Source organism: Burkholderia sp. BCC1977 (assembly GCF_905339595.1).
GTDB lineage: Bacteria > Pseudomonadota > Gammaproteobacteria > Burkholderiales > Burkholderiaceae > Burkholderia.
The window spans coordinates 26135-45306 of the sequence record NZ_CAJPGQ010000056.1 but is presented as its reverse complement, the minus strand read 5'-3'; the positions used below and the strand labels follow the sequence as shown (position 1 = coordinate 45306).

The 19172-nt window shown below is 68.7% G+C and carries 18 protein-coding genes, 1 tRNA gene and 1 pseudogene; 12 read left to right on the top strand and 8 right to left on the bottom strand.

Going from position 1 to position 19172, the window contains the following annotated elements:
* The first annotated feature begins 296 nt into the window (after positions 1–296).
* From U5771_RS31320 to U5771_RS31300, 5 genes are all read left to right on the top strand, one after another.
* Complete coding sequence (locus tag U5771_RS31320; protein WP_322027511.1) at positions 297–869, top strand: flavodoxin family protein; 573 nt, start codon at positions 297–299, stop codon at positions 867–869.
* A 187-nt stretch (positions 870–1056) separates the two neighbouring features.
* A complete protein-coding gene (gene argC, locus U5771_RS31315; RefSeq protein ID WP_322027510.1) occupies positions 1057–2007 on the top strand; it encodes an N-acetyl-gamma-glutamyl-phosphate reductase in 951 nt (316 codons plus the stop codon).
* A gap of 429 nt (positions 2008–2436) precedes the next feature.
* On the top strand, positions 2437–3870 hold the full coding sequence (locus U5771_RS31310; protein ID WP_322027509.1) for a DUF2957 domain-containing protein: 1434 nt from the start codon (positions 2437–2439) through the stop codon (positions 3868–3870).
* Positions 3871–4021: 151 nt separating this feature from the next.
* Positions 4022–5263 carry a DUF2957 domain-containing protein gene (locus U5771_RS31305; protein ID WP_322027508.1) on the top strand — a complete coding sequence of 414 codons (1242 nt, stop codon included), beginning with the start codon at positions 4022–4024 and terminating at the stop codon, positions 5261–5263.
* A gap of 16 nt (positions 5264–5279) precedes the next feature.
* Positions 5280–6113 (top strand): OmpW/AlkL family protein, encoded by an 834-nt coding sequence (locus U5771_RS31300; RefSeq protein WP_322027507.1) that lies wholly within the window; start codon positions 5280–5282, stop codon positions 6111–6113.
* A 211-nt stretch (positions 6114–6324) separates the two neighbouring features.
* Here U5771_RS31300 and U5771_RS31295 read toward each other — a convergent pair.
* The 3 genes and pseudogenes from U5771_RS31295 to U5771_RS31285 form a co-directional block, all read right to left on the bottom strand.
* Positions 6325–6456: pseudogene (locus U5771_RS31295) on the bottom strand (LysR family transcriptional regulator); the annotation flags it as partial.
* An 89-nt stretch (positions 6457–6545) separates the two neighbouring features.
* Complete coding sequence (locus U5771_RS31290) at positions 6546–7181, bottom strand: LysE family translocator (protein WP_322027506.1); 636 nt, start codon at positions 7179–7181, stop codon at positions 6546–6548.
* A 71-nt stretch (positions 7182–7252) separates the two neighbouring features.
* Positions 7253–8161, bottom strand: coding sequence for an NAD(P)-dependent oxidoreductase (locus U5771_RS31285; RefSeq protein ID WP_322027505.1), 909 nt, complete (start codon positions 8159–8161; stop codon positions 7253–7255).
* A gap of 57 nt (positions 8162–8218) precedes the next feature.
* Between U5771_RS31285 and U5771_RS31280 the strand changes: the two genes are divergently transcribed.
* Positions 8219–8977, top strand: coding sequence for a Mut7-C RNAse domain-containing protein (locus tag U5771_RS31280; protein WP_322027504.1), 759 nt, complete (start codon positions 8219–8221; stop codon positions 8975–8977).
* A 78-nt stretch (positions 8978–9055) separates the two neighbouring features.
* Here the strand turns inward: U5771_RS31280 and U5771_RS35655 are convergent, their stop codons facing one another.
* Positions 9056–9484: a hypothetical protein gene (locus U5771_RS35655; protein WP_415859453.1), complete on the bottom strand. Its 429-nt coding sequence runs from the start codon at positions 9482–9484 to the stop codon at positions 9056–9058.
* 177 nt (positions 9485–9661) lie between these two features.
* Between U5771_RS35655 and U5771_RS31270 the strand changes: the two genes are divergently transcribed.
* Genes U5771_RS31270 through U5771_RS31255 form a run of 4 tightly spaced genes read left to right on the top strand, consistent with a single transcriptional unit; the run spans position 9662 to position 13920 of the window.
* Positions 9662–10867, top strand: coding sequence for an efflux RND transporter periplasmic adaptor subunit (locus tag U5771_RS31270; RefSeq protein WP_322027503.1), 1206 nt, complete (start codon positions 9662–9664; stop codon positions 10865–10867).
* A 10-nt stretch (positions 10868–10877) separates the two neighbouring features.
* Positions 10878–11576: an ABC transporter ATP-binding protein gene (locus tag U5771_RS31265; RefSeq protein WP_322027514.1), complete on the top strand. Its 699-nt coding sequence runs from the start codon at positions 10878–10880 to the stop codon at positions 11574–11576.
* A gap of 18 nt (positions 11577–11594) precedes the next feature.
* Positions 11595–12749: an ABC transporter permease gene (locus U5771_RS31260; RefSeq protein WP_322027502.1), complete on the top strand. Its 1155-nt coding sequence runs from the start codon at positions 11595–11597 to the stop codon at positions 12747–12749.
* Positions 12750–12753: 4 nt separating this feature from the next.
* The gene (locus tag U5771_RS31255; RefSeq protein WP_322027501.1) at positions 12754–13920 is read left to right on the top strand and encodes an ABC transporter permease; all 1167 of its coding nucleotides are present in this window, start codon (positions 12754–12756) and stop codon (positions 13918–13920) included.
* A 13-nt stretch (positions 13921–13933) separates the two neighbouring features.
* Here the strand turns inward: U5771_RS31255 and U5771_RS31250 are convergent, their stop codons facing one another.
* From U5771_RS31250 to U5771_RS31240, 3 genes are read right to left on the bottom strand one after another with little or no spacing between them, the layout of a single operon-like run.
* Positions 13934–15271 carry a carotenoid oxygenase family protein gene (locus tag U5771_RS31250; RefSeq protein WP_322027500.1) on the bottom strand — a complete coding sequence of 446 codons (1338 nt, stop codon included), beginning with the start codon at positions 15269–15271 and terminating at the stop codon, positions 13934–13936.
* A gap of 16 nt (positions 15272–15287) precedes the next feature.
* Positions 15288–15914, bottom strand: coding sequence for a DUF2239 family protein (locus tag U5771_RS31245; RefSeq protein ID WP_322027499.1), 627 nt, complete (start codon positions 15912–15914; stop codon positions 15288–15290).
* On the bottom strand, positions 15911–16183 hold the full coding sequence (locus tag U5771_RS31240; RefSeq protein ID WP_322027498.1) for a hypothetical protein: 273 nt from the start codon (positions 16181–16183) through the stop codon (positions 15911–15913). Before U5771_RS31240 ends, U5771_RS31245 begins: the two co-directional genes overlap by 4 nt.
* A 33-nt stretch (positions 16184–16216) precedes the next feature.
* Between U5771_RS31240 and U5771_RS31235 the strand changes: the two genes are divergently transcribed.
* Positions 16217–17557: an MFS transporter gene (locus tag U5771_RS31235; protein WP_322027497.1), complete on the top strand. Its 1341-nt coding sequence runs from the start codon at positions 16217–16219 to the stop codon at positions 17555–17557.
* A gap of 62 nt (positions 17558–17619) precedes the next feature.
* Positions 17620–19017, top strand: coding sequence for an enolase C-terminal domain-like protein (locus U5771_RS31230; RefSeq protein WP_322027496.1), 1398 nt, complete (start codon positions 17620–17622; stop codon positions 19015–19017).
* A gap of 69 nt (positions 19018–19086) precedes the next feature.
* Here U5771_RS31230 and U5771_RS31225 read toward each other — a convergent pair.
* A tRNA-Ala gene (locus tag U5771_RS31225) sits at positions 19087–19162 on the bottom strand.
* Positions 19163–19172 lie beyond the last annotated feature (10 nt).

Genomic DNA, 19172 nt, shown 5'->3' with positions numbered 1-19172 from the left:
GGTGTTGCGGTGTCGCGGTGTCGCGGTGTCGCGGTCGCGGTCGGTGTCGCGTGTCGCGTGTCGCGTGTCGCGTGTCGCCGGTCACCGGTCACCGGTCACCGGTCACCGGTCGCGATTGCCCGCGTCTGCGAATTTCTGTGCGCCGCCCGCGCGCTTTTCTCCCGTCATTTCGCCTTGCTAGACTCGCCTGCATCGGTCGCGGCATCCCGCCGCGCATCCGTCGCGCCGCCCGACCGCGGCGCGTGACGCGGCAGGCCGCGGCGCCCGCCGTTTCGTCCCCTTCCGGAGAACGCTTCATGTCGAACATCGTCATCGTCTATCACAGCGGCTACGGTCACACGCAGAAACTGGCCGACGCCGTCCATGCAGGCGCGCAGGACGCCGGCGCCACCGCACGCCTGATCGCCGTCGGCGAGCTCGACGACGCGGGCTGGGCCGCGCTCGACGCGGCGGACGCGATCGTCTTCGGCGCGCCGACCTACATGGGCGGCCCGTCCGCGCAGTTCAAGCAGTTCGCCGATGCCACGTCGAAACCGTGGTTCACGCAGAAATGGAAGGACAAGGTCGCCGCGGGCTTCACGAACTCCGCGACGATGAACGGCGACAAGTTCTCGACGATTCAGTATTTCGTCACGCTGGCCATGCAACATGGGATGGTGTGGGTCGGCACGGGCATGATGCCGGCCAACTCGAAGGCGGCCACCCGCAACGACATCAACTACGTCGGCGGCTTCACGGGCCTGCTCGCGCAGTCGCCGGCGGACGCGACGCCCGACGAGGGCCCGCTGCCCGGCGACCTCGAGACCGCGAAGGCGTTCGGCCGGCGCGTCGCCGAAGCGACCGCCCGCTGGCTGGCCGGCGGCCGCTGAACGCGGCGGCACGCGCGCCCGCTCGCGCCGCCGGTGCCGCGGCAACGCGACGCGGACGCGTGAAAGGGACACAAGACGGCCCGCGGGCCGTCTTTTTTTCGCCCCGTGCGGTACAGGCCCGCCGGATGACGTCTTAAAATGGCGGTTTCAGGGCGCCGCGGCTCCCGTTTCATTCAGTGAGAGCGAAATGAGCACCAAAGTTTTTGTCGACGGCCAGGAAGGTACGACCGGCCTCAAGATCTTCGAATACCTGTCGGCGCGCAACGACATCGAGATCCTGCGCATCGATGAAGCGAAGCGCAAGGACGTCGACGAGCGCCGCCGCCTGATCAATGCGTCGGACGTCACGTTCCTGTGCCTGCCGGACGTCGCGTCGCGCGAATCGGCCTCGTTGGTCGAGAACCCGAACACCACGCTGATCGACGCGAGCACCGCGTTCCGCACGAGCGCCGACTGGGCGTACGGCTTGCCGGAACTGACCCGCGCGCAGCGCGAGAAGATTCGCACGTCGAAGCGCATCGCCGTGCCGGGCTGCCACGCATCGGCCTTCGTGCTCGCGATGCGTCCGCTCGTCGATGCAGGCATCGTCGCGCCGACCTTCGCCGCGCACAGCTACTCGATCACCGGCTACAGCGGCGGCGGCAAGTCGATGATCGCCGAATACGAAAACGCGGCGCCGGGCGGCAAGCTCGCGAGCCCGCGTCCGTACGCGCTCGCGCTGGCACACAAGCACCTGCCGGAAATGGCCGCGCACACGGGCCTCGCGCACGCGCCGATCTTCACGCCGATCGTCGGGCCGTTCCTGAAGGGCCTGGCCGTGACGACCTACTTCTCGCCCGAACAGCTCGCGAAGCGCGCGACGCCGCAGGACGTGCAGCGCGTGTTCGCCGAGTACTACGCGGACGAACCGTTCGTGCGCGTCGCGCCGTTCAACGCGGATGCGAATCTCGACAGCGGCTTCTTCGACGTGCAGGCGAACAACGACACGAACCGCGTCGACCTGTTCGTGTTCGGCAACGAAGAGCGCTTCGTCACGGTCGCGCGCCTCGACAACCTGGGCAAGGGCGCATCGGGCGCCGCGATCCAGTGCATGAACCTCAACATCGGCGCCGCCGAGGATGCCGGCCTCACGCGCTGATTCCGCTTGCATGCGATGCAAAGCCGGCCGCTGGCCGGCTTTTTATTTGCCCGTATCAGGCAATAAATAAAACCCGGTTCGCGCATTTACAATTATTTACAAGCTTTCCATTGCGCGATTACCGGTGAATTAATTTCGCCCCCACTTTATCCAGTCAATCCCGAATAGGGATAAACCGGATACCGCCGCTTTAAACGCTGCCGTTATACGCGGGAAGGCCTCGAGAGCCGTCCGAGCGTGGCAGCCGCCCCACTTCGGCAGCACTCTACCGTCCTCCGCGCGTTTTAATTCTTACTGAAAGCCTCATCCGGCAAGGATTCATCACGGGCCATTTGTTTCAATCGCCTTTTTTAGACGAGTTCATCAATTGACAGCAAAAATCCAGACAGCGACATTAGCTCGCACAATTAAACGATTGGAGACAGCGGCATGTCGCACGCCTTATCGAAGGGGGTGGCAACGGCCTTTGCCATCGCCCCTTTCCTGATTGCCTGTGGTGGAGGGGACGGCGGCTCGCCCGCGCCGATCGCAGCACCCCAATGTTCCGGATCGAGCTGCGGCACGCAAGGGCCGCCGACATCGCAGCCCGTCAACGGCACGCTGTGCCCGGCCGACGCCGACATCGTGAAGAGCACGTACCTCGGCGGCGCCGGTAGCGGCGAGATCGTCAGCGTCAACATCGACGCGGTCGCGATGACGTACACGCTCAAGTGGCTCGAATCGCCGATTCCGCTCGCGACCGGCACGGTCACGCCGAGCCGCGCCGGCACCACGATCGCCGGCAAGGTCATTCACCCGCCGACCGGCACGCTGCCGACCGCGGAGCAGACGCGCTGCGCGTTCGTCCTCACGCCGGGTTCGGACACGGCACCGAACGGCTCGACCTATTCGACGGCCGCCGACTTCAACCAGGCGAACCCGCCGATGCTGCTGGTCGGCATGGGCGTCGCGGGCGGCGGCATCCCCGGTGCGACGGTGCAGTACGACGGACTGACGATCACCGTCGCCGGCGTCCCGATCTACAAGAACGTCGGCCAGGTGCCGAACCGCCACTTCGACTTCTACCCGTTCCTCGGTTTCGCGAACACGACGACCGACCTCACGAAGCTGCCGGGCACCTACAACGCGCTGCTCTACCACCTCGTGCCGTCAGGCAACTACGCGACGAAGGGCACGAATTCGAGCGAGACGTTCGATGCGAACGGCGCCTGCACGTCGACGAGTGCGGGGGGCTGCCAGACGACCGGCGATCCGTGGACCGTCAACACCGCGAACGGCGGCTACCTCGACAGCACGAAGGCGCCGCAGATCCTGCCGCAGACGTCGCTGCCGATCGTCGGCACGACCGGCAAGTCGGCGACCGCGCACATGGTCATCGGCCAGCTCAACGGCGCGACCGTGCCGGTGGTGGTCCGCACGGGCTACGTGTATCTGGGCACGGACCTCGCGCTGCACACCGACGCCAAGGTCGACGACGAATCGGGCATCGCGGTGCTCGGCAAGGCAACGGCGATCCAGTCGGGCGCGATCGACGGCGGCTACGCGGGCGCGGATTCGAACTTCAAGTACACGGCCGCACTGATCCGCAGCAGCAACGCGTCGTTCATCAACCCGACCACGCAGGCCGAGGAAGACGCCTTCACGCTCGACTACGGCCAGGGAACGCCGGGGCTGCTGAACGCGACGACGACGCCGGCGAGCGGTGCGACCTACCCGTCCGCATCGGGCGTGGTGATCGCGACGGGCGGCCTGTACGCGGCGCTGATCCAGGGCACGGTGAACGGCGGCGTCACGTCGACGTCGGCGAACTCGAGCACGTCGTCGACACCGTACTTCGGCGTGGGCGCGCAGATCAGCAAGTAACGATCGGGGACGCGGCGGCCGGTGCGCCGCCGCGGAATGCAGGGAAGGCACGCAACGACGGCGCCCGGCACGGCGCAGCAGCACGAGCACAAGCAACAGAAGCGGTCGACAGGGAGCCGGCCGCCTGACAAGACAAATCTGGAGGAGCAACATGAAGCGCAACCTCGTTCTGGCGGCGGCCCTTGCCGCCCCCCTTCTTTCCGCATGCGGCGGCGGCAGCGACAATCCGCCCCCGCTCGTCGAAGACCGGCTCTGCCCCGCATCGCTCGACTACAACACCGTGTTTACGGGCGGCGCGGGCAGCGGCGAACTCGCCAAGGTCCAGCTCGACACGACCAAGATGACCTGGCAGGTCACCTATGTCGAATCGGCGGTGCCGCAAAAGACCGGCACCGTCACGCCGACCCGCGCGGGCACCGTCGACAGCGGCACGCTCACGCAGGAAACGCTGCTGCCGACCAACAAGCTGAACCAGTGCGCGTTCCGGCTGAACGGCGCGAGCCTCGATGCGTCGCGTCCGGCGCGCATCTTCGTCGGCTTCGGCGTCGCGGGCGGCACGATTCCCGGCAAGGAGATCCAGTTCGACGGCGTGCTCGGCCAGGCCGCGGTGCCCGACACGAAATTCCCGTACTACCCGTTCATCGGTTTCTCGTCGATCGAAACCGACATCACGAAGGTCGCGGGCACGTACAGCCACGTCGGGTTCGGCGAAGTGCCGTCGCAGAAATTCGCGCCAGCGTCGATCGATGCGAAAGTGACGATCAACGCGGACGGCACCTGGACCAAGTGCGACACGACCGGCCAGTTCGCCGGCGGCGCATGCACGCAGCAGGGCACGAACTTCGTGCAGTCGGCCGACGGCAGCGGCGCGTTCCAGAGCAACAACTACCAGAGCCAGCTGAAGCCGACGTTGTCGGCGACGCCGCAGGGCAAGGGCTTCATGATCGTCGGCAAGCTGCGCAACCAGCTGGTGCCGATCCTCGTGCGCACCGGTGTCGCGAACCCGAACCCGACGCCCGACAGCAACGGCGTGCCGGGCCTGACCGCCGACGACGAATCGAGCATCTCGATCCTCGCGCCGCAGGCCGCGATCGCGGTCGGGTCGCAAAACGGCGAATACATCGGCGTCGACAGCCAGTTCGACTACCGGACCACCGCGCTGATCAACAACCAGGCCACGCTGCTCGATCCGTTCCAGCCGTCGCAGGCCTCGCTCGCGACCGCGCTCGACCTGGACTACACGCAGAAGGTGCCGGGCACGGTCACGACGATCCACACGGGTTCGGGCAGCACGTCTCCGACCGGCAAGTTCATCTTCACGGGTGGCGTGTTCGGTTTCCTCGACAACGCGGGTTCGACGCCGTATTTCACGATCGGCGCGTTCGTCCAGTAAGCGGGGGAAATCCGTGATGAAGAAGACCCTTCTCTGCGCGGCGGCCGGCGCCGCCGCCCTGGCGTCGCTCGCGGCGCACGCGCAGAGCGCCGGCAGCAACGTCGTCACGCTGGGCTGGTTCCACGTGATGCCGCAGCAAAGCAGCACGCCGATGACGACCAACGTCGCACCGACGCCGATCAACACGCCGCTGCGGCTGCCGGCGTCGTTCACGTCGCCGGGCACCGGGCTGCGCACCAGCGGCGCGGATACGGTCGGCCTGACGGTCAGCCACTTCCTGACCGACCACATCGCGGTCACGTCGGTGGCCGGCGTGCCGCCTGTATTCAAGGTGTCGGGCCAAGGCACGATCAAGCCGCCGGGCCCCGCCGGCGCGCTCGGCACGCAGAACATCGGCCTCGCGTCGGTGAACCCGATCGTGAAGAGCGTGCGGCAGTGGAGCCCGGCGGCGATCCTGCAGTACTACTTCGGGGCGGCCACCGCGAAGTTCCGGCCGTTCCTCGGCCTCGGCGTGTCGTACAACTGGTTCAGCGACCTGCAGCTCAACACGAACTTCATCAAGCAGACGCAGGACAACCTCGGCGCGGTTCTCGCGGCGGGGGCGGGCAAGCCGGGTACGACATCGGTGGAAGCGAAGGCGTCGTCGTCATGGCAGCCGGTGTTCAACGCGGGCCTGCAGTACAACATGACGGAGCATTTCGGGCTGGTCGCGTCGGTGACCTACATCCCGCTGAAGACGACGTCGACGGTGACGATCAAGGCGGCCGACGGCACGGTGCTCTCCGAGTCGAAATCGGACCTGAAGGCCGACCCGATCATCAGCTACGTCGGGATGACCTACAAGTTCTGACGCTGACGCCGGCGACGGAGGACGAACGGACAGCCCGCGCAAAAAACGCGGGCAAAAAAAAGCCCGCCTAAGAGGCGGGCTGAATCCATATCAGAGGAGACATGGAGGAGACAGGTGTAACTATAGCGAATCAGTTTCCGCATTGCAACATTTCCGTAGAGAAAATGAGGATTTTCCCTCGAATGCGCACTCTAGATCGCCAGTTCGAATCCGACCCCTTCCCGTTCTCCCGGTCGAGCGCCTCGCCCAGCGCATCGCGCAGCGGGGTGCCCGGCCGCGTCAGGCGACCCGGCAGCGTGCCGTGCACGATTCACACGTCGATCCGCGTCTCCAGCGCCGCCGTGTGGCCGCGCGCATGACACAGCCCCGGATGCGAGAACGCCCCGCCCTCTGACGAGGTGCGGGGCGTCCGGCAGGCCGCGGCGGCCGAAATCAGTGACGGACCAGCGCCATCATCGCGCCGAAGCCGACGAAGATGCCGCCCGTCAGCCGGTTGAAGACCTTCGCGACGCTCTGGCTCTTCAGCGTCGCACCGATGCGCGTGCCGAACGACGCGTAGACGAGATACCAGCTGACCTCGATCACCGCGAACGTGACGACGAGGATGCCGAACTGCGGCAGCGTCGGCTCGGCTGCGTTGATGAACTGCGGCAGCAGCGCGGCCGCGAACAGGATCGCCTTCGGGTTGCTGCCCGCGACCAGGAAGCCGTTGCGGAACAGCGCCCAGCGCGATGCCGACGCGCCTTGCGAAACCGCATCGACGTCCGCTGCCGGCGCGTCGTCGACGCGTGCGCGCCACGCCTTCACACCGAGATAGATCAGGTAGGCGGCACCCGCAAAGCGCAACGCATTGAACATCGCCGGCCACGCCTCGAGGACCGCCCCGAGTCCTGCCGCGGATACCGCGAGCATCAGCACCAGCGCGGTCAGGCAGCCGGCCATCGTCGACGCCGAGCGGCGCAGCCCGTGCCGTGCGCCGTGCGTCATCACGAGCAGCATGTTCGGACCCGGAATCGCCGACACGACGAACACCGTCGCCACGAAAAGCCACCACGTATGCAGGTTCATGACCGCCCCAGCCGAAAGAGAAACGAAACGTCGATTATGCCGCGCGCGCGGCGTTTCTGTCCCGCGCCGGCTCAGCGGCCCGCGCGGCGCAGCGCGACTTCGCCGAGCACCGCGAAGTCCTGCTCGCCGCCGCCGTGCGCGAGCGCATCGAGCAGGCTGTCGCGCACGACACTCGCCACCGGCAGCGGGACCGACGCCGCGTCGCCGGCCTGCAGCGCGAGCCGTACGTCCTTCAGCCCGAGGCGCGCCTTGAAACGCGCGGGTTCGTAGCTGCGCTCGGCGATCATCCCGCCGTAGCCTTCGTAGACCGGCCCCGGAAACACGCTGTTCGTGATCACGTCGAGGAAATCGCGCATCGCGACACCGTGCGCGCCGAGCAGCGCGGACGCTTCGCCGAGCGTCTCGATCGCCGACGCGAGCGTGAAATTCGCCGCGATCTTCGCGACGTTCGCATGCTGCGGCAGCGAGCCGAACCGCCAGGTCTTCTGGCCGATCGCGTCGAACAGCGGCTGCACGCGGTCGATCGCCTCGGCCGGACCGCCGGCCATGATCGTCAGGCGCGCCGCGGCCGCGACGTCCGGGCGCCCCATCACCGGCGCGGCGACGTACGCGAGGCCGCGCGACGCATGCGCGTGCGCAAGCGACTCGGCGAGCGCGACCGACACCGTCGCCATGTTCACGTGGATCAGCCCGCGCGGCGCCTGCGCGAGCAGCGCGTCGTCGAACACGTCGCGCGCGGCCGCGTCGTCGGCGAGCATCGAGAATACGGCATCGCCGCGAAACGCATCGGCCGGCGTCGCGACGATCTGCGCACCCAACGCGGCGAGCGGCTCGGCGCGCTCGCGCGACCGGTTCCAGACCCGCACGGCGTGCCCCGCCTTCAGCAGGTTCGTCGCAATTGCCTGCCCCATTTCGCCCAGCCCGATAAATCCGAGATCCATTGCCCGCTCCTTCGACCCGTGAAGCGGGGAGTTAAACACAGATGGCGCCGGCCTGCAGCCCCGGCAACCGGCCGTGCGCGGTGCGATACTGCCCGGATGGCGACCGCGACCTTCCGCTTCCACGGCGAACTGAACGCGTTTCTCGCTCGCGCCCGGCGCGAGCGCGCGTTCGCGCACGCGTTTGCCCGCGACGCGACGGTCAAGCACGCGGTCGAGGCGCTCGGCGTCCCGCATACGGAAATCGGCCGGCTCTGCGTGAACGGTGCACCGGCCGCCCTCGACCGGCCGCTCGGCGACGGCGACCGCGTCGATATCCATCCGGTGCGCGCGCAGCCGGCGGCCGCCTCGCCGCTGCCGCAACCGGACCGCTGGCGCTTCGTCGCCGACGCGCATCTCGGCGGCCTCGCGCAACTGCTGCGCCTCGCCGGTTTCGACACCTGCTACGACAACCACTACCGCGACGACGAACTCGTCGCGCTCGCCGCGCGCGAAGGCCGGATCGTGCTGACGCGCGACCGCGAGCTGCTGAAGCGCCGCGCGGTCGTGCGCGGCTGCTACCTGCACGCGCAGCAGCCGGACGCGCAGCTGCGCGAGCTGTTCGCGCGGCTCGACCTCGCGCCGCACATGCGGCCGTTCCGGCTGTGCCTGCGCTGCAACGCGCCGCTGCACGCACTCGATGCGGCGGACGCCGCGCCGCGCGTGCCGGCCGGCGTCCGCCAGCGGCACCGGCGCTTTGCCGCGTGCGACGTGTGCGCGCGCGTGTTCTGGGAAGGATCGCACTGGCGGCGCATGCGCGCGGTGGTCGACGCGATGCGCACGCCGCCGCCCGGTGCGCCGGACACGGCGGACGCCTGAAAAAACAAAACCCCGCAGGCCGGAGCGTGCGGGGTTTCGCGACGGATGGCCGGCAGCGCCGGCCCCGGCGACGCGTGCTTAGTTTGCTGCGCCTGCGTCGTTCGTGCCGGCGGCCGAAGCGGCTGCGGCCTTCGCCTTGCCCTTGGCCGAACCGTGTTGCTTCAGCTGGTGCTTCGGCTTGCTGTGGTCCTTCTTCATCGGTGCGGAAGCCGGAGCCATCGCGCCTGCCGGCGCCGACGCCGCCTCCTGAGCGAATGCCGAAACCGATGCGAGTGCGAATGCTGCGGTCATGATCGAAGCGAGCGTCTTCTTCATTGTTCTTCCTTTAGCGGAGAAAAATTCAAACGTACCGGTTGGAGATGCGAGGCATCCGCATCGGAACATCAGTCGCGCCGGGTTGCCGGTCGCCGCCGGGCGGGTCGGCTCTCGCCTTTCCGCCTCGACAAATACTGACGCACTGGCTCCATAACGCATCGCCCGCGCGGCGAGTTGACATGCCGCCTGCATCCCTCGGGTTTCCCCGGGGGCACGAGTTTCGGGCCCGCGCGACGGGCTGCCGCGACGCGCGTCAATCGTCCGACAAACCGGCTCTCGCGCCCGCCGCGGCGACGCTATACTGGCCTCCTTCCGTCCCAACCGGATCGCGGCCGGTCACGAGACCGCCGCCGTCGCGAGGCGCCCAAATTGCCCGATCACAATCTGGACAAACTGAAAATCGACCGGCGTCCGAGCGCACCCGCGCCACGCCGGCGCCGGTGGGTCCGCTATGCGGTCGCCGCCGCGCTCGTCATCATTGCGATCGTCGCCGCGCTGGCGCTCACCGGCCGGCCGACGGTCGACACGACCTCCGTCACGTCCGCCTACCCGTACCAGAACGACACCCAGCTCAACGCGACCGGCTACGTCGTGCCGCAGCGCAAGGCCGCGGTCGCGTCGAAGGGCCAGGGGCGCGTCGAATGGCTCGGTGTGCTCGAAGGCACGCGCGTGAAGAAGGACGAGATCATCGCGCGGCTCGAAAGCCGCGACGTCGAAGCGTCGCTGGCGCAAGCGCTCGCGCAGGTGAAGGTCTCCCGCGCCAACCTCGGCGTCGCACAGGCGGAACTGAAGGACGCCGAGATCGCGCTGCGCCGCACCACGGTGCTCGCGCCGAAGGGCGCGGTGCCGGCCGCGCAGCTCGACATCGACACGGCCCGCGTGAACAAGGCGCGCGCGTCGGTCAACAGCGACCAGGCCGCGATCGCATCCGCCGAAGCGAACGCGCAGGCCGCGCAGGTCGCGGTCGACCAGACGGTGATCCGCGCGCCGTTCGACGGCATCGTGCTCGCGAAGCACGCGAACGTCGGCGACAACATCACGCCGTTCTCGTCCGCGTCGGACAGCAAGGGCGCGGTCGTGACGATCGCCGACATGGACACGCTCGAGGTCGAGGCCGACGTCGCCGAATCGAACATCGCGAAAATCCGCGCGGAGCAGCCGTGCGAGATCCAGCTCGACGCGCTGCCCGACATGCGCTTCGCGGGCCGCGTGTCGCGCATCGTGCCGACCGTCGACCGCTCGAAGGCGACCGTGCTCGTGAAGGTCCGTTTCGTCGACCGCGACGAGCGCGTGCTGCCGGACATGAGCGCGAAGATCGCGTTCCTGTCGAAGCCCGCGTCGCCGCAGGACCGGCAGCCGGTGACGGCCGTGCAGGCGAGCGCGGTGGTCGAGCGCGACGGCCGGCCGGTCGTGTTCGTCGTGAAGGACGACACGGTGCGTGCGACGGCGGTGACCCAAGGCACGCGGATCGGCGAACTCGTCACGATCCGCGGCGTGAAGCCCGGCGACACGGTCGTGCTCGCGCCGGGCGCGAAGCTGAAGGACGGCGCGAAAGTGGCCGTCGCGAAGAAGTAGCGTGGCGCGCGTGAACGACGCCTCGCCGCCCCTCGTCGAGATCAGCCACGTCGCGAAGTCGTACCGGCGCGGCAACCAGGTCGTGCCGGTGCTGACCGACATCACGCTCGACATCGGTGAAGGCGACTTCGTCGCGCTGATGGGGCCGTCGGGTTCGGGCAAGAGCACGCTGCTCAATCTCGTCGCCGGCATCGACCGGCCCGACAGCGGCGAGATGCGCGTGGGCGGCCTCGACATCTCGCGGCTCGAGGAAGCGCAACTGGCGGAATGGCGCGCGGCGAACGTGGGCTTCATCTTCCAGTTCTACAACCTGATGCCGGTGCTCACCGCGTTCGAGAACGTCGAGCTGCCGCTGATGCTCACGCACCTGTCGCGCCGCGAACGGCGCGAGCGCGTCGAGCTGGTGCTCGACATGGTGAATCTCGGCGACCGGACCAGCCATTACCCGTCCGAGCTGTCGGGCGGCCAGCAGCAGCGCGTCGCGATCGCGCGCGCGTTGATCACCGATCCGGTGCTGATCGTCGCCGACGAGCCGACCGGCGACCTCGACCGCGCGTCGGCCAGCGACGTGCTCGCGATGCTGCAGCGGATGAACGCCGAGCTCGGCAAGACGATCATCATGGTGACCCACGATGCGCATGCGGCCGCCGCCGCGCAGTCGCTCGTGCATCTGGAAAAAGGGGAGCTGATCGATGGGCACGCCGTCTGACGGACGGGAGCGCGCAAGATGATGGTGCTGAAGCTGATCGCGCGCAATGCGCTGCGACACCGGCTGCGCACGCTGCTGACCGTGCTCGGGCTGACCATCGCGGTGCTGGCGTTCGGGCTGCTGCACACCGTCGTCGACGCGTGGTACGCGGGCGCGGCCGCCGCATCCAGCGGCCGGCTCGTCACGCGCAACGCGATCTCGCTCGTGTTCCCGCTGCCGGTCAGCTACGAGAACCGGATCCGCGGCGTCGACGGCGTGACGGCCGTGGTGCGCTCGAACTGGTTCGGCGGCGTGTACCGCGACCCGAAGAACTTCTTCGCGAGCTTCGCGGTGTCGGAAAACTACCTCGACCTGTATCCGGAATTCATCCTCCCGGCCCAGCAGCGCGCCGACTACGACCGCGACCGCCGCGGCTGCCTCGTCGGGCGCCAGCTCGCGACGCAGTTCGGCTTCAGGATCGGCGACGTGATTCCGCTGAAGGGCACGATCTATCCGGGCACGTGGGACTTCGTGGTGCGCGGCATTCTCGACGGCCGCGACGATTCGACGATCACGCGCCAGCTCGTGTTCCACTGGGACTACCTGAACGAGACGGTGCGCAAGCGCACGCCGAAGCAGGCCGACCAGGTCGGCGTGTTCGTGCTCGGCGTCGCGAACCCGGACGACGGCGCCGCGATCGCGCGCAACGTCGACGCGGTGTTCAAGAACTCGCTCGCCGAAACGCTGACCGAGACCGAGCAGGCGTTCCAGCTCGGCTTCGTCGCGATGTCGAACCAGATCATCGCGGCGATCCGACTCGTGTCGTACGTGGTGATCCTGATCATCATGGCCGTGATGGCGAACGCGATGGCGATGAGCGCACGCGAGCGCACCGCCGAGTACGCGACACTGAAGGCGCTCGGCTTCGGCCCCGGCTTTCTCGCGCTGCTCGTGTTCGGCGAATCGGTCGTGATCGCGGTGGTGGGCGGCGGGCTCGGGATGCTCGCGACGCCGCCGGCCGCGAGCATCTTCAAGCAGGCCGCGGGCGGCATCTTCCCGGTGTTCAAGGTGTCGGCCGAGACGATGGCGCTGCAGGCCGCGTGCTCGATCGCGGTCGGCTTCGCGGCCGCGCTCGTGCCGGCGTGGCAGGCGGCCCGCGTGCGCGTGGTCGAAGGCCTGCGGGCGATCGGATAGGCGCATGGCGATTCCGCTCACCTACATCGCGCGCAACCTGTGGACCCGGCGGCTCACCACCGCGCTCACCGCGGGCGGGATGGCGCTGGTGATCTTCGTGTTCGCGACCGTGCAGATGCTCGACGCGGGACTCACGCAGACGCTCGTGTCGACCGGCGAACCGGACAACGCCGTGGTGATCCGCAAGGGTGCGGAAACCGAGATCCAGAGCGCGATCGACCACCAGCAGGCCAACGCGCTCGAGATGCATCCGGCCGTCGCGCTCGGCCCCGACGGGCGGCCGCGGGTGTCGAAGGAAGCCGTCGTGCTGATCTCGCTGGTGAAGACGTCGACCGGCAAGCCGTCGAACGTCGTGATCCGCGGCGTGTCGCCGGCCGGCCTCGCGCTGCGTCCGCGCGTGAAGCTGGCGGCCGGCCGCACGTTCGCGCCGGGCTCGTCGGAGATCATCGTCGGCAGCGCGATCGCGAAAGGCTTCAGCGGCACGCAGCTCGGCGACAGCCTGCATTTCGCGCAGCGCGACTGGACCGTCGTCGGCCTCTTCGACGCGGGCGGCAGCGGCTTCGATTCGGAGATCTGGGGCGACGTCGACCAGCTGATGCAGTCGTTCCGGCGCACCAGCTATTCGTCGATGGTGCTGCGCATCCCGAGCGCCGACGGCTTCGCGCGCTTCAAGGCCGACATCGACGTCGACCCGCGCCTGACCGACGAGGCGAAACGCGAGCAGACGTTTTACGGCGACCAGTCGAAGGCGCTGTCGACCTTCATCAACATTCTCGGCATCACGCTGTCGACGATCTTCTCGATCGCCGCGATGATCGGCGCGATGATCACGATGTACGCCTCGGTCGCGAACCGCACCGCCGAGATCGGCACGCTGCGCGCGCTCGGCTTCAAGCGCATGAACGTGCTCGCCGCGTTCCTGCTGGAGGCGCTGCTCCTCGGCTTCGTCGGCGGCGTCGCGGGGCTCGCGTGCGCGTCGCTGATGGAATTCGCCTCGTTCTCGACGACCAACTTCCAGACCTTCTCCGACCTGTCGTTCCGCTTCGTGCTGACGCCCGCGATCGTCGTGAAGACGCTGCTGTTCTCATTGGTGATGGGGCTCGTCGGCGGGTTCCTGCCGGCGATGCGTGCGGCGCGGCTGAACATCGTCGACGCGCTGCGCGCGCGGTGACGCGCGCGGCCGCTCACGCGCGATGTTCGCGCGGCACCCACGCGCCGTGAAACCCGGCCGGCACGCGACGCGGCAGGTGGACCGTCGCGACCGGCGCCGCATCGATCGCGCGCGCATCGAGGATCACGACGTCGCTCGTGTCGGTCGCCGCGCGGTAGACCACCACCAGCAGCCAGCCGTCGTCCTCGTCGGTGCCGCCCGGGCGCGGCACGAACACCGGCTCGCCGTTCTGGTCGCCGGCCGGCACCACGTAACGCGTGGTCGTGCCGCGCACGTGGTCGAAGCGCATCACGCCGCGCATTTCCGCATGGCTCGGTTGCTCGACCGCATACAGGTAACGGTAGCCGCGCCCCGTCCGGCTTTCGTTGATGCGCGGCAGCTCGATGCCGCCGTCGGCGAGCGGCCCTTCGTCGATCAGCCCGTTCGCGGTATCGATCACGTAACGCCACAGCTCGCCGACCGGGTTGTCGGCAAAGCGGCCGGTGCGTGCGTCGAGCCGCAGGAACCACGGATAGCGCACCGCATCGAGCACGATGCATGACGCATCGCAGTCGTACGCGTTCACGACGTGCTGGATGAAGCACGGCTCGATCCCGAACCAGCGCACGCCGCCGCCGTGGCGCGGGATCACGCCGATCCGCGCGTCGCGGTCGTCGTGCCAGCGCAGCGGCATCCGGTGCCCCTGCTTCAGCATCGCGAAGTCGTAGCCGACGTTCAGGTCGAGCAGCAGGCTGCGGGTCTCGGTGATCGCGAGGTCGTGCATCATCGACGGCGCGGGCACGTCGACGGTGAGGTCGACGCGCTGCACGCCCTGCGCGTCCGCGACACCGTAGCGCAACCACGGCGCGCGCCAGTCCGCGCGAAACAGGATCAGCTCGCCCGTCACCGGATCGACCTTCGGATGCGCGGTCATCGCGCCGCCGAACGCGGCATGCCGCGCGGGCGCACCGAGCGTGTCGAGCGCGGCCGTGATCGCGAGCGGCGCGCCGCCTTCGGCCAGCGCGAGCAATTCGCCCGCGTGCTGCAGCACGTTCACGTTCGGATTCGTGTCGGGCAGGCGCAGTGCCTGCTCCGGCGCATGCACGTCGGCCCAGCGGCGCGTGCGCGCCCAGCGGTTCCGGTAGCCGCTCGCCCGGCCGCGTTCGAACGCGATCGCGTGCAGCATCGCCGCTTCCGGCCACCACGACAGCACGTCGTTGCCTTCGAAACGGCCGCCCGGCGGATTCGGGCCGTTGCGCAGCAGCGTGCCGGCGAGTTCGGGCGGGATCGTGCCGGTCACGCGCAGGTCGACGAGGTCGACTTCGTCGGCGACCGGCGCGATCGCACCGCGGTTCAGATCGAACGTCGTCATCGCGTCGGGTGCTCCGTCAGCAGTCTTCGGTCGACGGCGGCAGATCGCCGCGCGCCAGTGCAAGCGCATGGTCGCGCACGTCGTCCGGCCAGCCGGCGACCAGTTCGGCCATCCGTTCGAGGTCGTTCGCATACAGCGCACGTGCGGCCTCCTCGAAACCGGGCAGGTCGCCCGCGATCGCGGACATGAAGTGGTAGGCGCGTGCCTGCGCGTCGCGGCGCCGGTCGGCCGCCGCGTGCGTGCGCCGCGCGTCCTCGACGAGCTTGCGCAGCGCGACGGACGCGCCGCCCGGCTGCGCGGCGAGCCAGTCCCAGTGACGCGGCAGCAACGTGACCTCGCGCGAGACGACGCCGAGCTTCGGCCGGCCACGGCCGCGTTGTTCGCCCGCCCCCGCCGGCTCGCCGGCGGGCGCGGATGCATCGGCCGGCGCCGCCGCGTAACGCGCACGGATATCGTCCGCGGTGCCGCGCAGGTCGAGGTCGATCGAACGGCCGGTCGCGTCGTCGAAGATCACGATCGTGCCGGACAGTGCGTCGCCGGCCGCCTGCCGGACCGCAACCGCCACCGTCGCGAGCGGGCCCGACGCGACGCGCCGGTGGCCGTCGAACGCCGTGCAGGAAGGGAGAAGCGTGGAGAAAGTCATCGTGGTCGCCTGCGGGCAGGAATCGGAATGACGTTATTTTTATCCGGGTATAAATTGGTTGTCAATATCACCCGGGTAAAAAACGACGTACCGATGCCGCCGATCGATTCAATTCCTGAATCAATCAAGTCAGTAATTGGCATGAAAGCGCTAATTTCGCCATGACAGAATGATCCGGACGCCGTGCCACGGGCATCGGGCATCGGCGTCCGGCCTCCGGCCGGCAACACCACCACGAAAAAACGCGCGCACCCGACGCGCAGCCGCACGACGGCACCTTCCGCCCTTCGGAGGAGACAGTCATGAATCCGCTTCACGCATTGCCGGCGTCCGCGTCGGCAACGGCCCAGCGCACCCGCGTGCGCTGGCTCGTGCTGACCGTGCTGTTCGCGGTCACGACGATCAACTACGCGGATCGCGCGGCGATCGCGATCGCGGGCCCGGCGCTCGCCCGGGCGATGCACCTGAGCCACGTGCAGATGGGCTTCATCTTCTCGGCGTTCGGCTGGTCGTACGTGGTCGCGCAACTGCCGGGCGGCTGGCTGCTCGACCGCTTCGGGTCACGCATCGTCTATGCGTTCAGCATCTTCTTCTGGTCGCTGTTCACGCTGCTGCAGGGCGGCATCGGCTTCTTCAGCGGCGCGGCCGCGTTCGCGCTGCTGTTCGGATTGCGCTTCCTGGTCGGCGCGGCCGAGGCGCCGTCGTTCCCGGCCAACAGCCGGATCGTGTCCACCTGGTTCCCGGCCGCGGAGCGCGGCACCGCATCGGCGATCTTCAATGCCGCGCAGTACGCGGCGACCGTCGTGTTCGCGCCGCTGATGGGCTGGCTCGTGCACGCGTTCGGCTGGCAGTCGGTGTTCGCGGTGATGGGGGTGCTCGGCTTCGCGTTCGTGCTGGTGTGGAACCGCACGATGTACGACCCGAAGGTGCACCCGCGCGTCAACCGCGCGGAGCTCGACTACCTCACCGAAGGCGGTGCGCTCGTCAACATCGACCAGGCGACCGGCGCGCGCGACGGCGGCCCGTCGATGCGTCACGTGAAGGCGCTGCTGAGGAACCGGATGCTCGTCGGCGTGTACGTCGCGCAGTACTGCATCAACGCGCTCACCTACTTCTTCATCACGTGGTTTCCCGTCTATCTCGTGCAGGCGCGCGGGATGTCGATCCTCAACGCGGGGCTCGTCGCGTCGATCCCGGCCGTGTGCGGCTTCCTCGGCGGGATTCTCGGCGGCATCGTGTCCGACGCGCTGCTCAAGCAGGGCCGGTCGCTGTCGGTCGCGCGCAAGGTGCCGATCGTGATCGGCATGCTGCTGTCGATGTCGATGATCGTCTGCAACTACACCGATTCGCACGTGCTGGTCGTGCTGTTCATGGCGCTGTCGTTCTTCGGCAAGGGGCTCGGCGCGCTCGGCTGGGCCGTCAACGCCGACACCGCGCCGCGCCAGATCGCCGGCCTGAGCGGCGCGCTGCTCAACACGTGCGGCAATCTTTCCAGCATCACGACGCCGATCGCGATCGGCTATATCGTCGACACCAGCGGCTCGTTCAACGGCGCGCTCGTCTACGTCGTCGCGCACGCGCTCGTCGCCGTGATCTGCTACCTGTTCGTCGTCGGCGAGATTCGCCGCGTCGAGCTGAATTGAACGGCGCGGGCCGCGCCGGCGCGTCCGGCGGCCCGCGTACCACCGGAACCAGGAGCGAACCGATGTCCGAATCCCGCCGTGCCGGCACGCCGCGCGTCACGCGCATGCAGGTGATCCCCGTCGCCGGCCGCGACAGCATGCTGCTGAACCTGTGCGGCGCGCACGCGCCGTATTTCACGCGCAACCTCGTGATCCTCGACGACAGCAGCGGCAACACCGGCGTCGGCGAAGTGCCCGGCGGCGAAGGTATCCGCCACGCGCTCGAACGGATGACCGATCTCGTGGTCGGCCAGTCGATCGGGCGTTACCAGGCCACGCTCAACGCGGTGCGCGCGGCGCTGTCCGGCACCGGCGCGGGTGCAGGACGCACGATCCGGCACGAGGTGACGTCGGCCGGCGAGGCGGCCGTGCTGCGCCAGCCGCACGAGATCAACCTGCGGCTCGACAACGTGATCACCGCGATCGAGGCCGCGCTGCTGGACCTGCTCGGCCAGCATCTCGACGTGCCGGTCGCGGCGCTGCTCGGCGAAGGCCAGCAGCGCGACGCGGTGCCGATGCTCGCGTACCTGTTCTACATCGGCGAGCGGCGCCGCACCGACCTGCCGTATCGCGACGAAACGCACGCAACCGATCCGTGGTTCCGGCTGCGCAACGAAGCCGCGCTCACGCCGGCCGCGATCGCGCAGCAGGCCGAGGCCGCGGTCGAGCGCTACGGCTTCGTCGATTTCAAGCTGAAGGGCGGCGTGATGGCCGGCGCGGACGAAATGGAAGCGATCGCGGCGATCAAGGCGCGCTTTCCCGACGCGCGCGCGACGCTCGACCCGAACGGCGCGTGGTCGCTCGACGAAGCGGTCGCGCTGTGCCGCGGGCAGGGTCATCTGCTCGCGTATGCGGAGGACCCGTGCGGGCCGGAGGCCGGCTACTCGGGCCGCGAAGTGATGGCCGAGTTTCGGCGGGCGACCGGCATCCCTACCGCGACCAACATGATCGCGACCGACTGGCGGCAGATGGATCATGCGGTGCGGCTGCAGGCAGTCGACATCCCGCTCGCCGATCCGCACTTCTGGACGATGCAGGGCTCGGTGCGGCTCGCGCAGCTGTGCCGCGACTGGGGGCTCACGTGGGGTTCGCACTCGAACAACCACTTCGACGTGTCGCTGGCGATGTTCACGCATGCGGCCGCCGCGGCACCCGGCACGATCACCGCGATCGACACGCACTGGATCTGGCAGGAAGGCGACGCGCGGCTCACGCGCGAGCCGCTCGAGATCGTCGGCGGCCAGGTGGCCGTGCCGGAGCGGCCGGGGCTCGGGATCGAGCTCGACATGGCGCAGGTCGAGGCCGCGCATGCGCTGTACAGGGAAGTCGGCGGCACGGCGCGTGACGATGCGATGGCGATGCGGTATCTGGTGCCGGGGTGGACGTACGATCCGAAGCGGCCGAGTTTCGGGCGGGGGTGACGGCGGCGGAGCCGGACACGCGAGAAAACAAAAGGGCCCGGTCTTGCGACCGAGCCCTTCGGAATCTATTGGTGGAGCGGAGGAGGATCGAACTCCCGACCTTCGCATTGCGAACGCGACGCTCTCCCAGCTGAGCTACCGCCCCAACAGACAAC